Raw genomic sequence first — 19787 nt, 5'->3', positions numbered from 1 at the left:
ATCAGAGGTTGAACTGGGGCTTGTGCGCGCCGCTCAGCAGCTGCCGGGCGACGACGACGCGCTGGACTTCGGAGGTGCCTTCGTAGATGCGGAACAGCCGGGCGTGGCGGTAGAAGCGTTCGACCGCGGACTCGCGCATGTAGCCCATTCCGCCCTGGATCTGCACGCCCGTGTCGGCGATGCGGGCGAGTGCTTCGGAAGCGAAGAGCTTCGCCGAGGAGGGGCCGAGCTTGCGATCGGTGCCTTCGTCCCAGCGCTGTGCGGCCGAGAGCACGAGTGACTTCGCTGCGGCGGTGTCGGTGTAGATATCGGCGAGCATCGCCTGGACGAGCTGGAAGCGAGCGATGGGCTCCCCGCCCTGTTTCGCCTCGGCGGCGAAGCGGACGGATTCGTCGAGGATGCGGATGGACTGGCCCACGCAGATCGCGGCGATGTGCAGCCGGCCCTTGTTCAGTGAGGCCATGGCCGCGTAGAAGCCCTTCTCCTCTTCCCCGCCGATGAGGTTGGCAGCGGGCACGCGGACATCGTCGAAGAAGATCTCCGAGGTCCAGGCGCCTGCCTGACCCATCTTGTGGTCGTGCGGGCCGACGGTCACGCCCTCTGCCGTGGTGGGAACGAGGAAGACGGAGATGCCCTTCGACCCGGTGGCGTTCGGGTCGGTGCGGGCGAAGACCATGAGCACGTCGGAGGCCTCGGCGTTGGTGATGAAGCGCTTGGAGCCGTTGATGATGTAGTCGTCGCCGTCGCGCACGGCCTTCGTCCGCAGGCCCGAAGGATCGGAACCGGCCTCGGATTCGGTCAGCGCGAAGGACGCGACGACCTCGCCGGAGGCCAGGCGGGGCAGCCATGCGGACTTCTGTGCGTCGGTGCCGTAGTTGACGAGCACCTGCCCGGCGATGCCGTTGTTCGTGCCGAACAGCGACCGGAACGACGGCGTCGTGTAGCCGAGTTCCATGGCCAGGAGGGCATCCTGTTCGGCGTTGAGTCCGAGGCCTCCGTACTCCTCGGGCAGAGCCCAGCCGAAGAGGCCCATCTCGGCGGATTCTCTGATGATCGCCTCGGGGAACGCGTCCTCGTCCTCGACCTGCGTCTCGAGCGGGACGACCTTCTCGCGGACGAATTCGCGGACTGCGGCGAGGATGTCATCGAGTTCTGTGGTGTCCATGAGTGTGTCTCCTTCGAACGGTGGTCGCTGCGGTGCGGGTGTGTGGAGCTGCTGGTGTGCCGGGCGGGGTGCCGTCTAGAGGGTGTCGAGCCAGTCGCGGATGCGGTCGGAATCGGCACCGAGTTCGGGTGGGGCGAGATCGTAGGAGACCTCGGACTTCGACAGGGTGATCGGATTGCGCACCGTCGGGATGATGCGCTCGCCGCTGCCGGTCTCCACGACAGGTTCGAGACCGAGACTCTTCGCATGTTCGACGCCTTCGGCGATCGTATTGATCGGGGCGCAGGGCAGGCCCGCGGCCGAGAGCTTGTCGAACCATTCCTGTGCGGTGTGGGCTTGGAGGGCCTCGAGCAGCTCGGGTTCGAGGGCGTCCCGGTTCGCGTTGCGGTTCTTCGCGGTGGCGAACCGCGCATCGTCGCACCAATCGGGTCGTCCGACCACCTCGGCGAGGATGGCGAACTGGCCGTCATTGGCCGCGGCGATGATGAGCTCACCGGACTTCGCGGCCATCGGCTGATACGGGTACAGGCTCGGGTGGGCGTTGCCCATCCGGGTCGGAGTGACACCCGCGGCGGCATAGGCGCCGGACTGGTTGACCAGGCCGGACATGGCCGAGGACATGAGGTTGGTCTCGACGAGCTGGCCCTCGCCGGTCAGCGTCTTGTGTGCGACGGCGGCGAGGACGCCGATCGTGGTGTGCAGCCCGGTGATGACGTCGAAGACAGCGACTCCGGCGCGGTAGGGCGATCCTTCGGGGCTGCCGGTCACCGACATGAAACCCGACAGTGCCTGCATGAGCAGATCGTAGCCGGGAAGCGGATTCTGCGGGCCGAACCCCGTGACCGAGGCGAAGATGACGTTCGGATTGGACTCCGTGACGCTGTCGTAGTCGAGTGCGAACTTCTTCAGACCGCCCGGTTTGAAATTCTCGACGATGATGTCGGCACGGGCCGCCAGCTTCTGAGCGACCTGGAGATCTTCGGCGTCGGCGAAGTCGAGGACGATGTCGTACTTATTGCGGTTGACCGACAGGTAATAGGTGGCATCGTCGTCGCGCACCGGCGGCGCCCAATGTCGGGTGTCATCGCCCTTGGGCCCTTCCACCTTGATGACCGTCGCCCCGAGGTCGGCGAGCATCATCGTCGAGTAGGGGCCGGCGAGGACGCGGGAGAAATCGACGACGAGCTGCCCCGACAGCGGCCCGGACCCGTCGCGGGGGAGGAACTCCTCGAGGCGGTCGTGGGCAGGGGAGCGGACAGGGTCGTGGGCAGGGTCGTGGGCAGGGTCGTGGGCAGGGTCGTGGGCAGGGGAGCGGCGGTGATCGTCTGCGGCGGTGGTCGACTGCTCCATCGGCGAATGTCTTCCCGTCTGTCGTGGTCTGGCGGAACCGGCCGCGATCGGCGTTCGGGCGGTGCCGGGTTGCAGCCGGCCGCGATCGGTGTCCGGGCGGCGCCGGTGCGGCGCTGGGGCCGCACTGATATGTGGCTCTGCGACGTCTGTGGCGTGTGTTCGGCCTCATCGTATAACGCAAACAGTAATAATGTACATGCATTACTGCTGATTAGAGTATTGACGGTGTGCTGGTCAGGGGGTCCGGCAGACCCGGGAGCCCGGCGGCCCAGGGGTCGGCAGCCCAGGGAGCCCGGCAGCCCAGGGAATGGACCGATTCCGACCGCCTCGGGCGCGGTCGACCGCGAATCAGGGCGGCCAGCTCCAGGGAGAATTCGCAGGTGATTCGTATGATGAATGTGTGGACGAACAACCGAGCCTGACCGAACAGCGAGTTCTGCTGGTGCCTGGGACGCTGATGTCGGCGAAGTCATACGACGCTGTGAGGGCCCATGCCGATCTTCGCGCCGACGGGCTCGACGTTGACGGCGTCGAGTGGATGCTCGACGTCCCCCACTGCGACATCCCTCGTGCAGCAGACTGTGTGGCAGAGAGAATCCGGGGCGGCACAGGGCCGGCGATCCTCGTCGGCCATTCGACCGGCGGCACCATTGCCGCGGTCACGGCACTCAACCACCCTGAGCTGGTCTCCGGGCTGGTCCTCATCAACTCGGGTCCGAATGTGATCGGTCACGGCGCTGTGGACCAGATCCTTCAGACACTGCGCGAGAGCCCGACCGACGAGGTGTGGGAGCGCTTCGCGCTCAAGAACGTGGCGCCGGGAGCGCCTCGGCGCTGGATCGACGACATGATCGAGTTCAGCAGGCGCGCCGGAGCCGCTACGGCGGCCTCGATCCTGCGCAGTCAGGCGCAATTGGACCTGCTCGCCAGTGGTCAGTCGAGCGATCTGGTGGTCGAGGTGCTGCACGGCAGGCTCGATGAGAAGCGGACTCCGGCCAACGCCGAGGAGTGGGAGCACGTCTTCCCGAAGGCTGCGGTCACAGTGATCGACGACTGCGGGCATTCTCCGCACTTGGAGGCGCCGAGCCAGGTGGTCGCGGCCGTTCGCCGTGTCGTCGGGACTCTGCAGCGGACCGGCGTCTGAGCCGCGGGCAACGGTGTGGGGCTCAGCTGCGTCTGTGACGATCCAGGGTCGAGGAGAGCAGCTGCTTCATCCCCTCGGCGTACCGTGCGGCCATCATCCGCTGCGCCGCGACCGAAAGCGGGGAGAAGGCTCGGAGCAGCGGATGCCCGGGAGTGGAGTCCGAGGTGATGCTCAAGATGGTTCACTCCTCCATTGTCCCCGCAGTCGGTGCCGGGCGCGTCCGAGCATGCGCCAGATTCTCCTTGTCTTCGGTCGCAGACCTGCATACGATGAGACCAGGTCACTGAACGAACGCTCGCTTCACGGCGAGGGCCGCTCGTCGTCTACAGGAACATTGGAGTTCATCTATGTCAGATCGCACCGAAACCTCACCCCGCTCGGGCCGCCGCTTCGAGGGACAGGTCGCCCTCGTCACCGGAGCCAGCCGCGGAATCGGATTGGGCATCGCGCAGCGCCTCAACGACGAAGGCGCCACGGTCATCCTCACCGCCCGCAAGCCCGAGGCGCTGCAGGAGGCGGTCGCGCAGTTCCCTGAAGGCACCGCGATCGGCATCGCCGGCAAATCCGACGACCCGGCGCACCGAGCGGAGGTCTTCGACACGATCGCCCAGAAGTTCGGCCGCCTCGACGTGCTCGTCACCAACGTCGGCATCAACCCCGTCTACGGTCCGCTCATCGACCTCGACCTCGACGCCGCTCGCAAGATCCTCGATGTCAACGTGCTCGGCACGCTCGCATGGGTCCAGGGAGCCGTCCACCACGAAAAGCTGGGATTCCGTGAGAACAAGGGCCGGATCGTGAGCATCTCCTCGGTCGCCGGTGAGCGCCCGAGCCCAGGCATCAGCTTCTATGGAATCTCCAAGGCCGCCGTCTCCCATCTGACGAGGTCCCTGGCCGTCGAGCTCGGGCCCGATATCCGCGTCAACGCCGTGGCTCCGGCCGTGGTCAAGACGAACTTCGCCACCGCCCTCTACGAAGGACGCGAGGAGGAGGTCGCCTCGGCGTATCCAGTCAAGCGTCTCGGTACGCCCGAGGACATCGCCGCGGCCGTGGCCTACCTCGCCTCGGCCGATGCCGACTGGATCACCGCCCAGGTGCTCACCGCCGACGGCGGCGTCATCACCGCCGGCGGCAGCGCCTGACACACGGCTGCCTGACACGCGGGCGTCTGACGGCGCGGGCGCCTGACGGCGGGGCTTCCGACGGCGGGGCGTCTGACAGCGCGGACATCTGACGGCGGGGCGTCTGACGGCGCGGACAGCGCCTGAGGTCGCCGTTGCCGGGCCGCGGAGGCACGAAGACTCAAACAGTGGTCGCAATCGGATACATTTCAGCCCTTGAAAGTATCCGATTGCGACCATTTCTCTCTGTGGCTGACAGCTGCGAGGGTCAATTCATCGGCGAGTCCGCAAGCTCTTGCTTCGTCGTACTCGGCCGGCAGTCCGGTTACTCCGCCGGCAGTTCGGTTACTCGGCCGGCAGCCCGGCCGCATGCGCGCAGATCTCGCCGTAGCGTTTCGCCACCCCCGCCGGGTCGAGTTCGCCGTCGGGGCGATACCACTGAGACACGCCCGTGCAGATCGTCGTGATCGCCCGAGACGCATCGCGAGGATGCTCCGTTGCGAAGGTGCCGTCGGCGACGCACTCTTCGAGCACCTCGTCGAGCAGCTTCTGCTGCCGGTCACGGGCGGCGATGTGTGCCCGCCGGTGCTGACCCTGCAGGGCGCGGATCTCGCTGAAGGCGATGAACGCCAAAGCCGACTGGTGGGCGTGGAAGAGCAGCAGGCATTCGACGAGTCGGTCGAACCTCGCCAGCGGGGTCTGCGGACCATCGGCCAAGGCTGCGATGCTGCGTTGCCACAGGTCCTCCATGGCCAGCCGGTCGATCTCGGCGAGAATCGCATGCTTCGACGCGAAGTGATGATAGAGGCCGGGCACCGACAGGCCGGCGGCTCCGGCGAGCTGTCGGATGCTCGTCCCGTGGAATCCTCCGGTGACGAATCGCTCGAGTGCGGCGTCGAGGATCGGCGACAGCAGCGGTGTGTCGTAGTTGCGCCAGTGGGTCGCGGATGTGTCGCTCACGAGTCGTCCTTGCTCATCAAATGCATCGTCTGAAGTCATCTCTAATCTACGGGCAAATCAGCGGGGAGATGCCCAGGGGATCCCCGAATAGGTGCCCAGCAATCCTCGCACAGGCTCTCGCCTGATCGTCGCGACTGATTCGCGCCCAGCTAGTCGACCACACGCCCGCCTAGTCGACCATGCGCTTGCTCCGTCCGCCACGTGCCTGCCTGCTCGGTCGCCTCTTGCGCCCGAAACGTTTCGTGACCTACGATACATTCAATACCGAGCGAGCGATCGGTCGGGTGGGTCAAAGTGCCGGAAGGGCACCACCTGCCCGAGTACGACGAGGTACGAAGGACGGACACCTGATGGCAGTCGAAGACACCGCTTCCACGGCACATGTGTGGACGCGAATCTATCCCGCCGGAGTCGGCCAAGACCCGGAGATCCACGACGAATCCGCAGCCCACGCGTGGCGCGCCCGGGTCGCGGCCTCACCCAACCAGCGTGCCGTCCTCTACCGCGGTCGAACCTTCACGACTTCCGACATCGATCGCGAAGCCGAAGCGCTGGTCAGCGGATTCCTCGCCCGCGGTCTGCACAAATCGTCGATCATCGGCATCTACCTCCAGAACGTCCCGCAGTTCGCCGTGGCACTGCTGGCGGCGTGGAAGATCGGCGTCATTCCCCTCGTTCTCAACCCGATGTACCGCGGCCGCGAACTGCGCGCACTCATCGACGATTCGGCCGCCTCGGCGATCATCTGCGACGAAGGCGACCTCGACCAGGTCCGGACAACGCTGACCGGCAGCTCCGTGACCTGGGTGCTCACGACGAACGACGACGAATACGCCGGCGACACCACCGTCACCTCGACCGATGCAAGCGCGACCCCCGCAACGTCCACCGGCGCCGAGGCGGCCGGCCCCGAACCCGGAATCACCGTCGAGGCGTGGTCCGACGTCCTCGCAGCCCACCGCGCCGACGCATCGACCCACCGCACCGACCTGCTGCCCGGCCTCGACGATGCCGGCCTGCTCACCTATACGTCCGGGACCACCGGCCCGGCCAAGGGGGCGATCGCCACCCACCGCAACATCCTCGCTGTGGCACGTTCGTACGGGGCGTGGATGAGCCTTGGCGAGGGTGACGTCATGCTCGCGATCGCCCCGCTCTTCCACATCACCGGAGCCGTGGCGTGTGCAGCGACCTCACTCATCCACCCGATCACGCTCGACTTCATCGGCCGCGTCAGTGCGGAGAAGATCGTCACGGCCATGCGTGAAGACGAGGTGACCGTGACGATCGGGTCGATCACCGTCTACAACGCTCTGCTCGAACACGAGACCGCCACCGCCGACGACCTCAGAAGCGTCCGCTACCTCTACTCCGGCGGCGCCCCGGTGCCCCCGGCCACCGTGGAGCGGTTCCGGAACCGATTCGGCCTTTACATCCACAACATCTACGGCATGACAGAAACCGCCTCGGCGGTCATCGGTGTCCCACCGAACACCGAGGCACCCGTCGACCCCGCCACCGACACCCTGGCCATCGGGGTGCCTTTCCCGGGGTTGGAAGCGCGGATCGTCGACGTCGCCGACGGGTCCGTCATCACCGACACCACCGCCGGCGAACTCGAGCTGCGCGGACCGCAGGTCACACCCGGCTACCTCGGCCGAACCGAAGCCAACGAGGCGGCCTTCGACGATGGCTGGCTGCGCACCGGCGACGTCGGTGTCATGGACGACGCCGGCTGGATCTACCTCGTCGACCGCATCAAGGATCAGATCAACGCCTCCGGCTACAAGGTGTGGCCGCGCGAAGTCGAGGACGTCCTCTACGAACATCCGGCCGTGCTCGAGGCCGCCGTCGTCGGCCAACCTGACGACTACCGCGGCGAAACCGTCGTCGCCTACGTCTCCCTCCGCACCGGTCAGCAGGCCGCCCCCGAGGAGCTCATCGCGTTCACGAAGGAACGCCTGGCCGCCTACAAATACCCGCGCATCGTTCACGTCATGTCCGACCTGCCGAAGACGCATACAGGGAAGATCCAGCGCAGACTGCTGCGCAATTCCGGCACCGAGGCGGCCCCGCAGAACTGAGAACCGTGCCGACGCAGAGGCAGCCCGCCCCGCCGTCACTGACAGGCAACCACCTCCACCGGCCGTGAGCGGCAACCACCGACAGACAACCCGCAACACAGGAGAATCTATGAGCGAACAAGTGACCGGACGCCGTTTCGAGGGCCAGGTCGCCCTCGTCACCGGCGCCAGCCGCGGCATCGGCCTCGGCATCGCGCAGCGTCTGCAGGCCGAAGGCGCGACCGTCGTCCTCACCGCCCGCAAGCCCGAGCCCCTGGCCGAGACCGTCGCTGAGTTCCCCGCCGGCACCGCCGTGGGCATCGCCGGCAAATCCGATGACGCGGCCCACCGCGCCGAGGTCTTCGACACGATCGCCGAGAAGTTCGGTCGCCTCGACGTGCTCGTCACGAATGTCGGCATCAACCCCGTCTATGGGGACACCGCCGAAATCGAGCTCGACGCGGCTCGCAAGATCCTTGAGGTCAACGTGCTCGGAACGCTCGCCTGGATCCAGGGTGCGATCGGCCACGACGGACTGCACTTCAAGGAGAACAAGGGCAGGATCCTGTCCATCTCCTCTGTCGCCGGACAGAACCCGAGCGAAGGCATCGGTATGTACGGCGTCTCGAAGGCCGCCGTCGCCCACCTGGTCAAGACCCTCGCCGTCGAACTCGGGCCCGATATCCGCGTCAACGGCATCGCCCCGGCCGTCGTCAAGACCCGCTTCGCCACCGCCCTCTACGAAGGCAGGGAAGCTGAGGTCGCCGCCGCGTACCCGGTCGGCCGGCTCGGAGCGCCCGAGGACATCGGTGCCGCCGCAGCCTACCTGGCTTCGTCGGATGCCGACTGGATCACCGCCCAGATTCTCACCGCCGATGGCGGACTCATCACAGCAGGAGGCACAGCATGAGCCGGATCCCGGCAGAGGTCGAGCAGCTGCGGTCCCGCACCCGCACGTTCATCCACGAGGTCGTCATCCCGGCCGAGCCCTACCCCGGCGACTACCTCGACGAGGCGGTCCTGGCTGAGCTCAAGGCCAAAGCGAAGGATGCCGGTGTCTTCGCCCCGCATGTGCCCACGGAATGGGGCGGCCAGGGAGTGCCGACCGAATTCTGGTCTCCGATCTTCCAGGAAGCCGGATACTCGCCGATCGGGCCCGCCGTGCTGGGCTGCATGGCACCCGACGAAGGCAATATGCACATGCTCGCCCAGATCGCCACGCAGGAGCAGAAAGAACGCTACCTCGCACCCCTGGCAGGTGGCGATGTGCGGTCCTCCTTCGCGATGACCGAACCCCACCCTGGCACGGGTTCCGACCCCTCGGCACTGACTACTCGCGCAGTGAGAGACGGCGACGACTGGGTCATCACCGGGGACAAGCGGTTCATCTCCGGGGCCGAGCTGTGCAGCTTCTTCATCGTCATGGCCGCCACCGACCCCGAGGATGCCGACGGCTCCGCGACCGACGGCTCCGGTGCCGCGCAGGCGAAGAAGGGCCAGGCGGCTACGATGTTCCTCGTCGATCGGGACACTCCCGGGGTGACGGTCGGTAAGCCGATCCATACCGTCGACCGCACGATCGCCGGCGGCCACCCCTACGTCCACTTCGACGAGGTGCGCGTGCCCGCCTCGGCGATCCTCGGCGAAGCCGGCAAGGGATTCGCCTACGCGCAGGTGCGACTCGCACCGGCCCGGCTCACCCACTGCATGCGCTGGTTGGGATTGGCCCGCCGCGCACTCGACACCGCCCTCGACCGGGCCGAGCACCGTGAAGCCTTCGGCGACATCCTCGCCCGTCAGGGGCTCGCGCAGGAGCTCATCGCACAGTCGGTCATCGACATCGAGACCTCCGATGCGATGATCACGAAGACCGCCGAGGTACTCGACACGGACGCGAAGGAAGCGAACTCCCGGTCCTCCATCGCGAAGGTCTACTGTTCAGAGGCCGTCTACCGCGTCATCGACCGTGCCATCCAGCTCACCGGCGGTGACGGGGTCTCCGACCGGTTGCCGCTCATCCAGTACCTCAATGACGTCCGCCCGTTCCGCATCTACGACGGAGCGACGGAGACGCATAAGTTCGCGATCTCCCGCCGCGCCTCGTCGAAGCGCCGTCGGCAGGTCGCAGCCGGAGCGCCGCGCCTCGACATCGTAGAGGAGGCCCGATGACCGAGAAGCTCATCGACGTCGTCGCCACCGTCGCCGAGGCACGCGCACTGTCGGCTCCTCCGCTGCTCATCGTCGACGTCCTCACCGACTACCTCGACGCCCACGGCATCGGGACCGGCCCCGTCCGCTGGGACCGCATCGGCGAAGGCCAGTCGAATGTCACCTTCCGGATCCGCCGCGATGACATCGACGTGGTGCTGAGACGTGGACCCAGGCCGCCGATTCCGAAATCAACCCATGACATGGTCCGAGAGGCGAAGATCCAGCAGGTGCTGCGCGGCCAGGGCGTGGCGGTGCCGACGATCCACCACGTGTGCGAGGACGAATCGGTCCTCGGCGTGCCGTTCTACGTCATGGATTTCGTGCCGGGCACCGTCGTCACCGACACCCTGCCCGACTTCCTCGCCGAGACGGCCGACCGGCAAGCGCTGAGCGAAGCCCTCATCGACCGCCTCGTCGATCTCCACTCCGTCGACGTCACCGTTCCCGAAGTGGCCGCGCTCGGCCGCCCCGACGGCTACCTGCAGCGTCAGGTGAAGCTGTTCTCTGCCCTGTGGGAGAAGAACACTCAGCGTTCCCTGCCGCAGGTGAGCCGCCTCGGCGAGTGGTTGGCTGCGAACATTCCGGTCACTCAGGCACATGCGGTCGTCCACGGCGACTATCGGGCCGGGAACGCCATGATCGCGTCATCCTCGCCGGTGAAGGTGGCGGCGATCCTCGATTGGGAGATGTCGACTCTGGGTGATCCGCTCGCCGATCTCGGATACTTCCTGGCTACGTATACGGATCGCGAGCACACTCGCACGGTCATGGACCTGACCCCCGTGACCGCGGAAGCGGGGTTCCTCAGCCGGGCCGAACTCGCCGCCCGGTATGCGGAGAAGACCGGGCTCGACCTGTCCGTGCTGCCCTGGTATGAAGCCTTCGCCCTGTGGAAGGCGGCGATCTTCAGCGAAGCGATCTACACCCGATGGCTGGCTGGGGAGGCGCCAGCGGCCGGCGGATTCACCGGGGCGTTGGAGACCGGAGTGCCCGAACTCATCGAGGCGGCCGACGCCATCACAGGCGCCATCGCCTAGAAAAGAGCAGATCAGAGCAGTTCAGAACCACCACCCCGAAGAAGCAGTGGAAAGGAAGCCATGACCGTCACGACCGCAGAGACAAAGGTGCCTCTGCAGCTCAAGCGGCGATCCGTCGTCGCAAGCACCATCGGCAACGTCCTCGAATGGTACGAATGGAGCGCCTACGCGGTGTTCACCCCGTTCATCGCGGCAGCGATGTTCAACAGTGAGGACAAGGTCTCATCCGTCCTCGCAACCCTCGGTGTCTTCGCCGTCGGATTCCTCATGCGACCACTCGGCGGCATCGTGTTCGGCAGGATCGCCGACGTCAAGGGCCGGAAGTTCGTCCTCATCTTCACCATGCTCATCATGGCCGGCGGCTCGTTCCTCATCGCCGTCCTGCCCGGTTACGGACAGATCGGGGTCTTCGCCTCGCTCATCCTCCTCCTCGTGCGGGTGGCCCAAGGCTTCGCCCACGGCGGCGAATCGGCGACGGCGAACTCCTATATCGCCGAGATCGCCCCGCCGCGCCGCCGCGGATTCTGGGGCTCTATCGTCTTCGTCGCCATCTACGGCGGCTCGGTGCTCGCCTACACGGTCGGCGGGGTCATCACGAATGTCTTCTCCGAGGCCGCTGTCAGCGACTGGGCATGGAGGATCCCGTTCGCCCTCGGCGGCCTGCTCGCTCTCGTCGCCCTCTGGATGCGCCGCGGCATGGTCGAAAGCGACGTATTCGAAGCCGATGATCAGGCGGAGGCCGTCGCGCCCGTGCCCGTCGACCGGGGGCGGGTCGCCCGCGCCATCGTCCTCGTCGTGCTCATGACCTCCGGCATCACCGCCGCCCACTACACATGGACGTCGTATGCCTCGACGCTGGCGATCACCGAACGCGGCATGGATGCCCAGACCGCCTACTGGGCGACAGTCGGGGCGCAGATCATCGCCCTCGTGTCGCTGCCGTTCTGGGGACTGTTGTCCGACCGGATCGGCCGTCGCCCGGTGCTCATCGGCTTCGGTGTGCTCATGGGGATCCTGCAGTATCCGCTCATGGGCATGATCAGCGACACCGGCTGGTCTCTGTTCATCGCATCGACGCTGGCGCTGCTCGTCGTCTCGATGGCGGGTGCTCTGCTCTCGGCCGTGCTGTCCGAAGCGTTCCCGACGAAGGTGCGCACCCAGGGCATCGGCTTCGCCTACTCGGTGTCCGTGGCGGTGTTCGGCGGAACGGCGCCCTACCTCAACGGGCTGTTCAACTCGCTTGACCTCAGTTGGCTCTCCAGCGGCTGGGTGATCCTACTGTGTCTTGCAACGATCGTCGCCGTGGTGAAGCTGCCCGAGACCAAAGGCAAGGACCTCAACGCGATCTGAGCCGGTCGTGGGCAGGCGACACCTCTGCCGACAAACGGGTTGATGACCGAAACACTCGTGCACGCATGCGTTTCTCGGCACTCGCCCCGTTTCTCGGCGAGTGGGCGGGGCGCAGACCCGTTTGTCGGCGAGTGGGCGGGGCACAGGCCCGTGCTTCGGCGCTCGCCCCGGGGCTCGGCGAGCGCCGATGCGCGGGCGATGCGCGGGCTGGCGGCGCCGCCGACCGGCGCCTGGACTCGAGGTTTGTCGGGGGTGATTTCATTCACTAGAATCAGAGGCGCAGAGCCAGCAGGCGCGGTGCGGTTCCACGCGGACATCGCCGCGAGTCCTGACGGGCGCTGCGCAGATCCGTGCAGGTTCTGCACACAACTTCATACGCCGCTAAGACATGACGTGGGAGAGCTGCCGGGCAGCCGCGACTGCGCGGGAACGGGCACGCCCCAGCCATCGCTGGAGCACCGGCCGACGCAGAAGCAGCAGACACCGAGCAGCGCCGTAGGTGCAATTCCCTCCCCGGGAAACTCTCAGGCCCAGTACCACCGATTGCAGGCAATTCTGAAGGAGCCGACCGGCCACCTCACCGAGGCGACACTCGCGAACGCGACACGTCGTCGACAAGAGGACAGGCAGGCAGCAGCTCCGACAGATCGGGGAGGACTCTCAGTGATCGCTGCGTCCTCCGAACTCGGTGGGCGCGACACCGACCCTAGGACGGCAATTGACCAGTTCACTCGCCCACACGACGCAGGCAACAGGGGACACCGCACGCCCCTTCTCCGACCGCCACATCGGCCCGCGCACCGACGATGTCACGGCCATGCTCGCCGAACTCGGCTATGACTCCCTGTCCGCGCTCTCCAGTTCCGCCGTCCCGGACTCGATCCAGAACGAAGAGCTCGACCTGCCTGAGGGCCGCTCCGAATTCGACGTCCTCAATGACCTGCGCGACCTCGCCGGCCAGAACGTCATGCGCACCCAGCTCATCGGCCAGGGCTACTACGACACGATCACTCCGGCCGTCATCCGCCGCAACCTCGTCGAGAACCCCGCCTGGTACACCGCCTACACCCCCTACCAGCCCGAGATCTCCCAGGGGCGGCTCGAAGCGCTGCTGAACTTCCAGCAGGTCGTCCAGGACCTCACCGGCCTCGACATCGCCAACGCCTCCCTCCTCGATGAGGCCACCGCCGTCGCCGAGGCGGTCCTGCTCATGCGTCGAGCCGTGAAGAAGGGGACGACCGTCGTCCTCGACTCCGAACTCCACCCGCAGACCATCGCCGTCGTCCGCGCCCGCGCCAAGGCCATGGACTTCCGCATCACCGTCGCCGACCTCTCCGAAGGCCTCGTCGGCGAAGACATCTTCGGCATCGTCTGCGCTCAGCTCGGCACCACCGGTGCCATCCGCGACTTCTCCGAGGCGGTCACCGGCGCTCACGACCGCGGTGCGCTCGTCACCTTTGCAGCCGACCTGCTCGCGCTGACCCTGCTCAAGGAGCCGGGCAGCCAGGGCGCCGACATCGCCGTGGGCTCGGCCCAGCGCTTCGGTGTGCCCCTGTTCTTCGGCGGACCCCACGCCGGCTTCATGGCCGTGAGGTCCGGTCTCCAACGTCAGCTGCCCGGCCGGCTTGTCGGAGTCTCCAAGGACGCTCAGGGCAAGCCCGGCTACCGTCTGGCACTGCAGACCCGTGAACAGCACATCCGCCGCCAGAAGGCGACGTCCAACATCTGCACCGCCCAGGCCCTGCTGGCCAATGTCGCCTCGATGTACGCCGTCTACCACGGCCCCATCGGCCTGACCCGCATCGCCTCCCGCATCCACCGGCTCGCCCGCGCGTTCGCAGGTGCCGCGGATACCGCCCCCGGCGCCGAGGTGGCCACCTGGGAGTTCTTCGACACCGTCGCCCTGCGTGTGGCCGATGCCGAAGCTGCCCGCGCCGTCGCCGACCAGGCCGGATTCAACATCCGCGTCATCGACAGCACGACCGTCGGCGTCTCCTTCGGCGAACCCCACACGGTCGCCGATGTCAACGGTCTGCTCGAGGCTCTGGGCATCTACGCCCGAGTCGATGAGTCCGAGTTCGAAGCCGCCTCGGCGGGGACCTTCGGTGCCAACGCCGTGCCCGAACCCGCATTCGACGCGAAGTTCCACCGCGACACCGAATTCCTCACCCACCCCGTCTTCAGTGCCCACGGCTCCGAGACCTCGATGATGCGCTACCTGCGCACCCTCGCCGACCGGGACCTCGCCCTGGACCGGACGATGATCCCGCTGGGCTCGTGCACGATGAAGCTCAACGCCGCAGCAGAGATGGAATCCATCACCTGGCCGGAATTCGCCTCCATCCACCCCTTCGCCCCGGCCGAGCAGACGCAGGGCTGGCGCGCCCTCATCAGCCGCCTCGAGGACTCGCTCGTCGCTGTCACCGGCTACGACCGCGTGTCTCTGCAGCCCAATGCCGGCTCCCAGGGCGAGCTGGCCGGACTGCTCGCCATCCGCAGCTACCACGTCGCCAACGGCGATGACGCCCGCACCGTTGTCCTCATCCCGCAGTCGGCGCACGGCACGAACGCCGCCTCCGCGGTGCTCGCAGGACTGCAGGTCCAGGTCGTCGGCACCGCTGACGACGGATCGGTGGACATGGACGATCTCGATGCGAAGATCTCCAAGCACGAAGGCAAGATCGCCGGCATCATGATCACCTACCCCTCCACCCACGGTGTCTTCGAACCGCAGGTGCGCGAGGTGTGCGAGAAGGTCCACGCCGCCGGCGGCCAGGTCTACGTCGACGGTGCGAACCTCAACGCCATGGTCGGACTCGCCAAACCCGGTGAGTTCGGCGGCGACGTCTCCCACCTCAACCTGCACAAGACCTTCTGCATCCCGCACGGAGGCGGCGGGCCCGGTGTCGGACCGGTCGCCGTGCGCGAACACCTCGCCCCGTATCTGCCCGGCGACGCCACCTCCGCCGAGCTCGTCGCCGGGGATCCGAACGCCAAGGAACTGCCGATCTCCGGATCGATGTTCGGCTCCGCCGGCGTCCTGCCCATCAGCTTCGCCTACCTCGAGCTCATGGGCGCCGAAGGCCTGCGCGAAGCCTCCCGGGCCGCGCTGCTGGGCGCGAACTACCTCGCGAAGAAGCTCGGCGACGTGTACCCGATCCTCTACTCGGGGGAGAACGGCCTCGTCGGCCACGAAACGATCCTCGATCTGCGCGCGATCACCTCGGCGACGGGAGTCACCGCCGAGGATGTGGCCAAGCGTCTCATCGACTTCGGCTTCCATGCTCCGACGCTGGCGTTCCCGGTGCCCGGCACCCTCATGGTCGAACCGACCGAATCCGAGGACAAGGCCGAACTCGACCGCTTCATCGAAGCGATGCGCACCATCCGCGCCGAGATCGACGAGATCGGCACGTCGTACTCCTACGAGGAATCGCCGCTGGTCGGAGCCCCGCACCCGGCGACCGTCGTGATGGATGGCTGGGACGGCAAGTACAGCCGTGAGACCGCGGTGTTCCCGGCACCCGGGCTGCGCCTGACGAAGTACTTCCCGCCCGTCAGCCGCATCGACGGAGCCTACGGCGACCGCAATCTGGTGTGCTCCTGCCCGCCGCCAGAGGCCTTCGAAGAGTTCGAGGAAGAGGACAAGTGATGACTGAGAACACGCAGGGCGCCAACGCCCAGACCAAAGAGACCCCGCTGCACGCGATCCACGCCGAACTCGGTGCCTCGTTCACCGACTTCGGCGGCTGGGACATGCCGCTGAAGTACGGTTCGGAACTCGCCGAACACCGTGCCGTGCGCGAGGCCGCCGGCCTCTTCGACCTCTCCCACATGGGTGAGGTGCGCATCAGCGGTGCGGACGCCGCCGCCTTCCTCGACTACGCGCTCGTGGCGAAGTACTCGAAGATGAAGATCGGCAAGGCCAGGTACGGTGTCCTCGTCAACGAGGGCGGGTACATCCTCGACGACCTCATCACCTACCGCATCGGCGAGGAGGAATTCCTCATCGTCCCCAATGCTTCGAACACGCCCGCCGTGGTCGCAGCCCTCAAGGACCGGGTCCAGGCCTTCGTCCGGGACGAGGCCCCCGGGGCCGATGTGCATCTGGTCGACGAGTCCGACGCCACCGCTCTCATCGCCGTGCAGGGACCGAACTCGGAGGCGATCATCCTCCGCGCCCTCGACGAGAGCGCTCATGGCGAATTCGGTCCGCGCACCGGGGCCGGCGACCCGGCGAAGGCCGAGGCCACCGGCGATGCCGAGGGGTCAGCCGCCTCGGCGGAGGCGGACACGGTCACCATCGGTGAGACCGTGCGCGAACTCAAGTACTACGCGTGGATGCCGCTGACGATCGCCGGGATCGACCTCATGCTCGCTCGCACCGGGTACACCGGTGAGGACGGGTTCGAACTCTATGCCCCGAACATCGGCGCCGCCCGCCTGTGGGAGACCCTGGTGACCTCGGGCGTCGACTACGGGCTCGTGCCGTGCGGGCTGGCCGCACGCGACTCGCTGCGCCTGGAAGCGGGAATGCCGCTCTACGGCAACGAACTCGACGAGAACACCACGCCCTACGACGCGGGGCTGGGCCGGATGATCGGGTTCAAGACGAAGGAGAACTTCTTCGCCCGTGAGGCTCTGGCCGCGCTCGGGCAGACCGAACCGCCGCGCGTGCTCGTCGGACTGACCTCGGAGGGACGCCGAGCCGCACGCTCCGGCGCCGCCGTGTCCGTCGACGGCACCGAGGTCGGCACCGTCACCTCCGGTCAGCCCTCGCCGACCCTCGGCCACCCCATCGCTCTGGCCTATGTCGACCGGTCCGCCGCCGAGGTGGGAACCGCTGTGACCGTGGACATCCGCGGCAAGGCGCACGACTTCACCGTCACCGAACTGCCGTTCTACAAACGCCCGTCGAACTGAGTTCACTCGGGCGAAGCCGGTGACTCGTACACTGGTCTCACCTGCCACAACAACGTCGCGGCCCCCGCTGTCTGCCGGGGGCCGCAGAGAAGGAAGAAACATGGCACAGCTGCCCCCACTCCCTGAAAAATACACCTACTCGGCCGAGCACGAGTGGGTCGACGGCGCCGCCGATGCGCTCGTCGGCACGACCGTCAAGGTCGGCATCACGGCGGTCGCCGCCGACGCCCTCGGCGAGGTCGTCTACGTTGACCTGCCCGAGGTCGGCGACACGATCACCGCTGGTGAGACCTGTGGAGAGGTCGAATCGACGAAGTCCGTGTCCGACCTCTACACCCCGGTGTCCGGTGAGGTCGTCACCATCAACGAGGCGGCCGTGGACTCACCCGGACTGCTCAACTCCGACCCCTACGGCGAGGGCTGGCTGTTCGAGGTCAGCGTGACCGAAGTCGGCGAAGTCATGGACGCCGCCGCCTACGCCGAGGCGAACTCTCTCTGAGCCACACCCCTACGCGGGGTACTCGGGGAAACCTCCCGGGATCGGCGGCGAGCACATGCGTGTGCACGCCCGGTCGCGGAAACACCCTCAGATCGGGGTCGGTCGAGGTCGGTGCGGGCGTCAGCGTCCGCACCGGCTCGCCGGGCATGTGAGCGTGCCCGGTCCTTCGGCCGGCCCCGTCGTCATCCCACCAGAAACGAAGTGATTGCCATGCCATTGAGTGTCTTCGACCTCTTCACCGTCGGCATCGGACCCTCGAGCTCGCACACCGTCGGACCGATGCGAGCGGGCTCGAGCTTCATCCACCTCCTCGGCGATGCGCTGGGATCCGTTGCGGACCTGCACGTCGACGTGTTCGGATCCCTGGCCGCCACCGGTGCCGGCCACGGAACCTTCGACGCCATCCTCATCGGCCTCGAAGGCTGCCGACCGGACCTCATCGAAGCCAACGAACTCACCGCCCGCCGGACACGGATGTCCGAGACCGGGACGATCATCCTCGGCGATTCCACCGGCAACGGAGTCGAGATCGCCCTCACCGAAGACGACATGGTCAAGCGGCCGCTGACCGTCCTCCCGCGCCACACGAACGCCCTGACCATCACCGCCTTCGACTCCACGGGCCAGACCCTGGCCGAAGAGACCTACTACTCCGTCGGCGGCGGGTTCGTCACCTCGGAGACCGAATTCCTCGAGAAGGAGAAGTCCGCCGAGGCGGGGGCCGAAGACGGTCCCGAGAGTTCGGAATTCGCCGTCGCCGATTCGGTCGTCGAAGCCGAACTCGAGTCCTACAGCGAAGAGCTGCCGTACCCGTTCCATTCCGGGGCCGAACTGCTCGAACGCTGCCGCGAGAACGACATGTCGATCGCCGAGATCATGCACGCGAACGAACTGTCGATGTGGGACGAGGACGAGATCCGGCACGGGCTGCTCCACATCTATTCGGTGATGGAGGAGTGCGCCTCGGCGTCCTTGGACCGTTCCGGCTACCTGCCCGGCGGGCTCAAGGTCCGCCGGCGCGCCCACGACTGGTATCTCAAGCTCAAGGCCGAGGACCCGAACCACGATCCGGGGTACTACCTCGAATGGGTCAACCTCATCGCCATGGCCGTCAACGAGGAGAACGCTTCGGGCGGACGCGTCGTCACCGCGCCGACGAACGGGGCAGCCGGGATCATCCCGGCCGTGCTGCACTACGCGCTCAACTACGTGCCGTCTGTGGCCGAAGGCGGCGAAGCCGCGAAGCACCGAGCCATCATCGACTTCCTGCTCACTGCGGCGGCGATCGGCGTCCTCTACAAGGAACGCGCGTCGATCTCCGGTGCCGAGGTCGGCTGCCAGGGTGAGGTCGGATCCGCCTCGTCGATGGCGGCCGGGGGACTGGCCGCGGTCATGGGCGGTACGCCCGAGCAAGTGGAGAACGCCGCCGAGATCGCGATGGAACACAACCTGGGCCTGACCTGCGACCCGATCTCCGGGCTCGTGCAGGTCCCTTGCATCGAACGCAATGCGATCGCGGCAGGCAAGGCGATCAACGCCTCCCGCATGGCGCTGTGGGGCGACGGCCAGCACCGGGTCAGCCTCGACGAGGTCATCGAGACGATGCGCCAGACCGGTGCCGACATGTCCTCGAAGTACAAGGAGACAGCGCTCGGCGGCCTCGCCGTCAACGTCGTCGAGTGCTGAGGGCCGCCGGGGCGTCGGCCAGCAGGATTCCTTGCTGTCCCAATTCGATGATGGTGACGTGGAACACGTGGAACCCAAGTTCCAGAAGTCGATAAATGTAACGAAACGATAACGAACATCCGGCCCGTCATGAGCGCGAAGGAGCCCCCCGTCACATCCCAGAGATGCCATGGGGAAGGCCGGGTCTGTTACATGCCGGCAGGCGGCGCTGATCGTTGTCAAAGTGCCCCTGATTAGACGGGTTCGGGGTTGACGCTCAATCTCATGCCGCTAGGTTT

At 66.8% G+C, this 19787-nt stretch carries 15 protein-coding genes; 11 read left to right on the top strand and 4 right to left on the bottom strand.

The genetic code is table 11. From position 1 onward, the window contains the following. Position 1 precedes the first annotated feature (1 nt). The gene (locus tag ACSE4D_RS06175) at positions 2–1165 is read right to left on the bottom strand and encodes an acyl-CoA dehydrogenase family protein (RefSeq protein WP_135540704.1); all 1164 of its coding nucleotides are present in this window, start codon (positions 1163–1165) and stop codon (positions 2–4) included. A 75-nt stretch (positions 1166–1240) separates the two neighbouring features. Next, the gene (locus ACSE4D_RS06170; RefSeq protein ID WP_436326798.1) at positions 1241–2515 is read right to left on the bottom strand and encodes a CaiB/BaiF CoA transferase family protein; all 1275 of its coding nucleotides are present in this window, start codon (positions 2513–2515) and stop codon (positions 1241–1243) included. Between the two features lie 400 nt (positions 2516–2915). Between ACSE4D_RS06170 and ACSE4D_RS06165 the strand changes: the two genes are divergently transcribed. Further along, positions 2916–3659, top strand: a complete 744-nt coding sequence (locus ACSE4D_RS06165) for an alpha/beta fold hydrolase (protein WP_426936772.1) — start codon at positions 2916–2918, stop codon at positions 3657–3659. A gap of 22 nt (positions 3660–3681) precedes the next feature. On the opposite strand, the gene ACSE4D_RS06160 is transcribed toward ACSE4D_RS06165, so the two are convergent. Beyond that, the gene (locus tag ACSE4D_RS06160) at positions 3682–3834 is read right to left on the bottom strand and encodes a hypothetical protein (RefSeq protein WP_426936771.1); all 153 of its coding nucleotides are present in this window, start codon (positions 3832–3834) and stop codon (positions 3682–3684) included. A 172-nt stretch (positions 3835–4006) separates the two neighbouring features. Between ACSE4D_RS06160 and ACSE4D_RS06155 the strand changes: the two genes are divergently transcribed. Continuing rightward, positions 4007–4801 carry an SDR family oxidoreductase gene (locus ACSE4D_RS06155; RefSeq protein ID WP_426936770.1) on the top strand — a complete coding sequence of 265 codons (795 nt, stop codon included), beginning with the start codon at positions 4007–4009 and terminating at the stop codon, positions 4799–4801. Positions 4802–5125: 324 nt separating this feature from the next. Here ACSE4D_RS06155 and ACSE4D_RS06150 read toward each other — a convergent pair whose 3' ends face one another. After that, entirely contained in the window at positions 5126–5740 is a 615-nt protein-coding gene (locus ACSE4D_RS06150) for a TetR/AcrR family transcriptional regulator (protein ID WP_436326797.1), read from the bottom strand. A gap of 350 nt (positions 5741–6090) precedes the next feature. Between ACSE4D_RS06150 and ACSE4D_RS06145 the strand changes: the two genes are divergently transcribed. From ACSE4D_RS06145 to ACSE4D_RS06105, 9 genes are all read left to right on the top strand, one after another. Further along, positions 6091–7824, top strand: a complete 1734-nt coding sequence (locus tag ACSE4D_RS06145; RefSeq protein WP_426936768.1) for a class I adenylate-forming enzyme family protein — start codon at positions 6091–6093, stop codon at positions 7822–7824. A 109-nt stretch (positions 7825–7933) separates the two neighbouring features. Then, positions 7934–8713: an SDR family oxidoreductase gene (locus tag ACSE4D_RS06140; protein ID WP_425119703.1), complete on the top strand. Its 780-nt coding sequence runs from the start codon at positions 7934–7936 to the stop codon at positions 8711–8713. Continuing rightward, positions 8710–9972, top strand: coding sequence for an acyl-CoA dehydrogenase family protein (locus ACSE4D_RS06135; RefSeq protein WP_425119702.1), 1263 nt, complete (start codon positions 8710–8712; stop codon positions 9970–9972). Before ACSE4D_RS06140 ends, ACSE4D_RS06135 begins: the two co-directional genes overlap by 4 nt. Next, complete coding sequence (locus tag ACSE4D_RS06130; protein WP_436326796.1) at positions 9969–11051, top strand: phosphotransferase family protein; 1083 nt, start codon at positions 9969–9971, stop codon at positions 11049–11051. Before ACSE4D_RS06135 ends, ACSE4D_RS06130 begins: the two co-directional genes overlap by 4 nt. A gap of 60 nt (positions 11052–11111) precedes the next feature. After that, positions 11112–12401, top strand: a complete 1290-nt coding sequence (locus ACSE4D_RS06125; protein WP_436326795.1) for an MFS transporter — start codon at positions 11112–11114, stop codon at positions 12399–12401. A gap of 718 nt (positions 12402–13119) precedes the next feature. Next, the gene (gene gcvP / locus ACSE4D_RS06120; protein WP_436326794.1) at positions 13120–16053 is read left to right on the top strand and encodes an aminomethyl-transferring glycine dehydrogenase; all 2934 of its coding nucleotides are present in this window, start codon (positions 13120–13122) and stop codon (positions 16051–16053) included. After that, positions 16053–17324 carry a glycine cleavage system aminomethyltransferase GcvT gene (locus ACSE4D_RS06115; RefSeq protein WP_426936764.1) on the top strand — a complete coding sequence of 424 codons (1272 nt, stop codon included), beginning with the start codon at positions 16053–16055 and terminating at the stop codon, positions 17322–17324. The genes gcvP and ACSE4D_RS06115 overlap by 1 nt, the downstream gene beginning before the upstream one ends. 100 nt (positions 17325–17424) lie before the next feature. Continuing rightward, complete coding sequence (gene gcvH, locus ACSE4D_RS06110; protein ID WP_135540726.1) at positions 17425–17823, top strand: glycine cleavage system protein GcvH; 399 nt, start codon at positions 17425–17427, stop codon at positions 17821–17823. A gap of 210 nt (positions 17824–18033) precedes the next feature. Next, a complete protein-coding gene (locus ACSE4D_RS06105) occupies positions 18034–19509 on the top strand; it encodes an L-serine ammonia-lyase (RefSeq protein ID WP_436326793.1) in 1476 nt (491 codons plus the stop codon). Positions 19510–19787 lie beyond the last annotated feature (278 nt).

It is taken from the genome of Brevibacterium sp. FAM 27836 (genome assembly GCF_051351055.1).
Taxonomy (GTDB): domain Bacteria; phylum Actinomycetota; class Actinomycetes; order Actinomycetales; family Brevibacteriaceae; genus Brevibacterium.
This window is presented reverse-complemented; position numbering and strand designations above follow the sequence as displayed.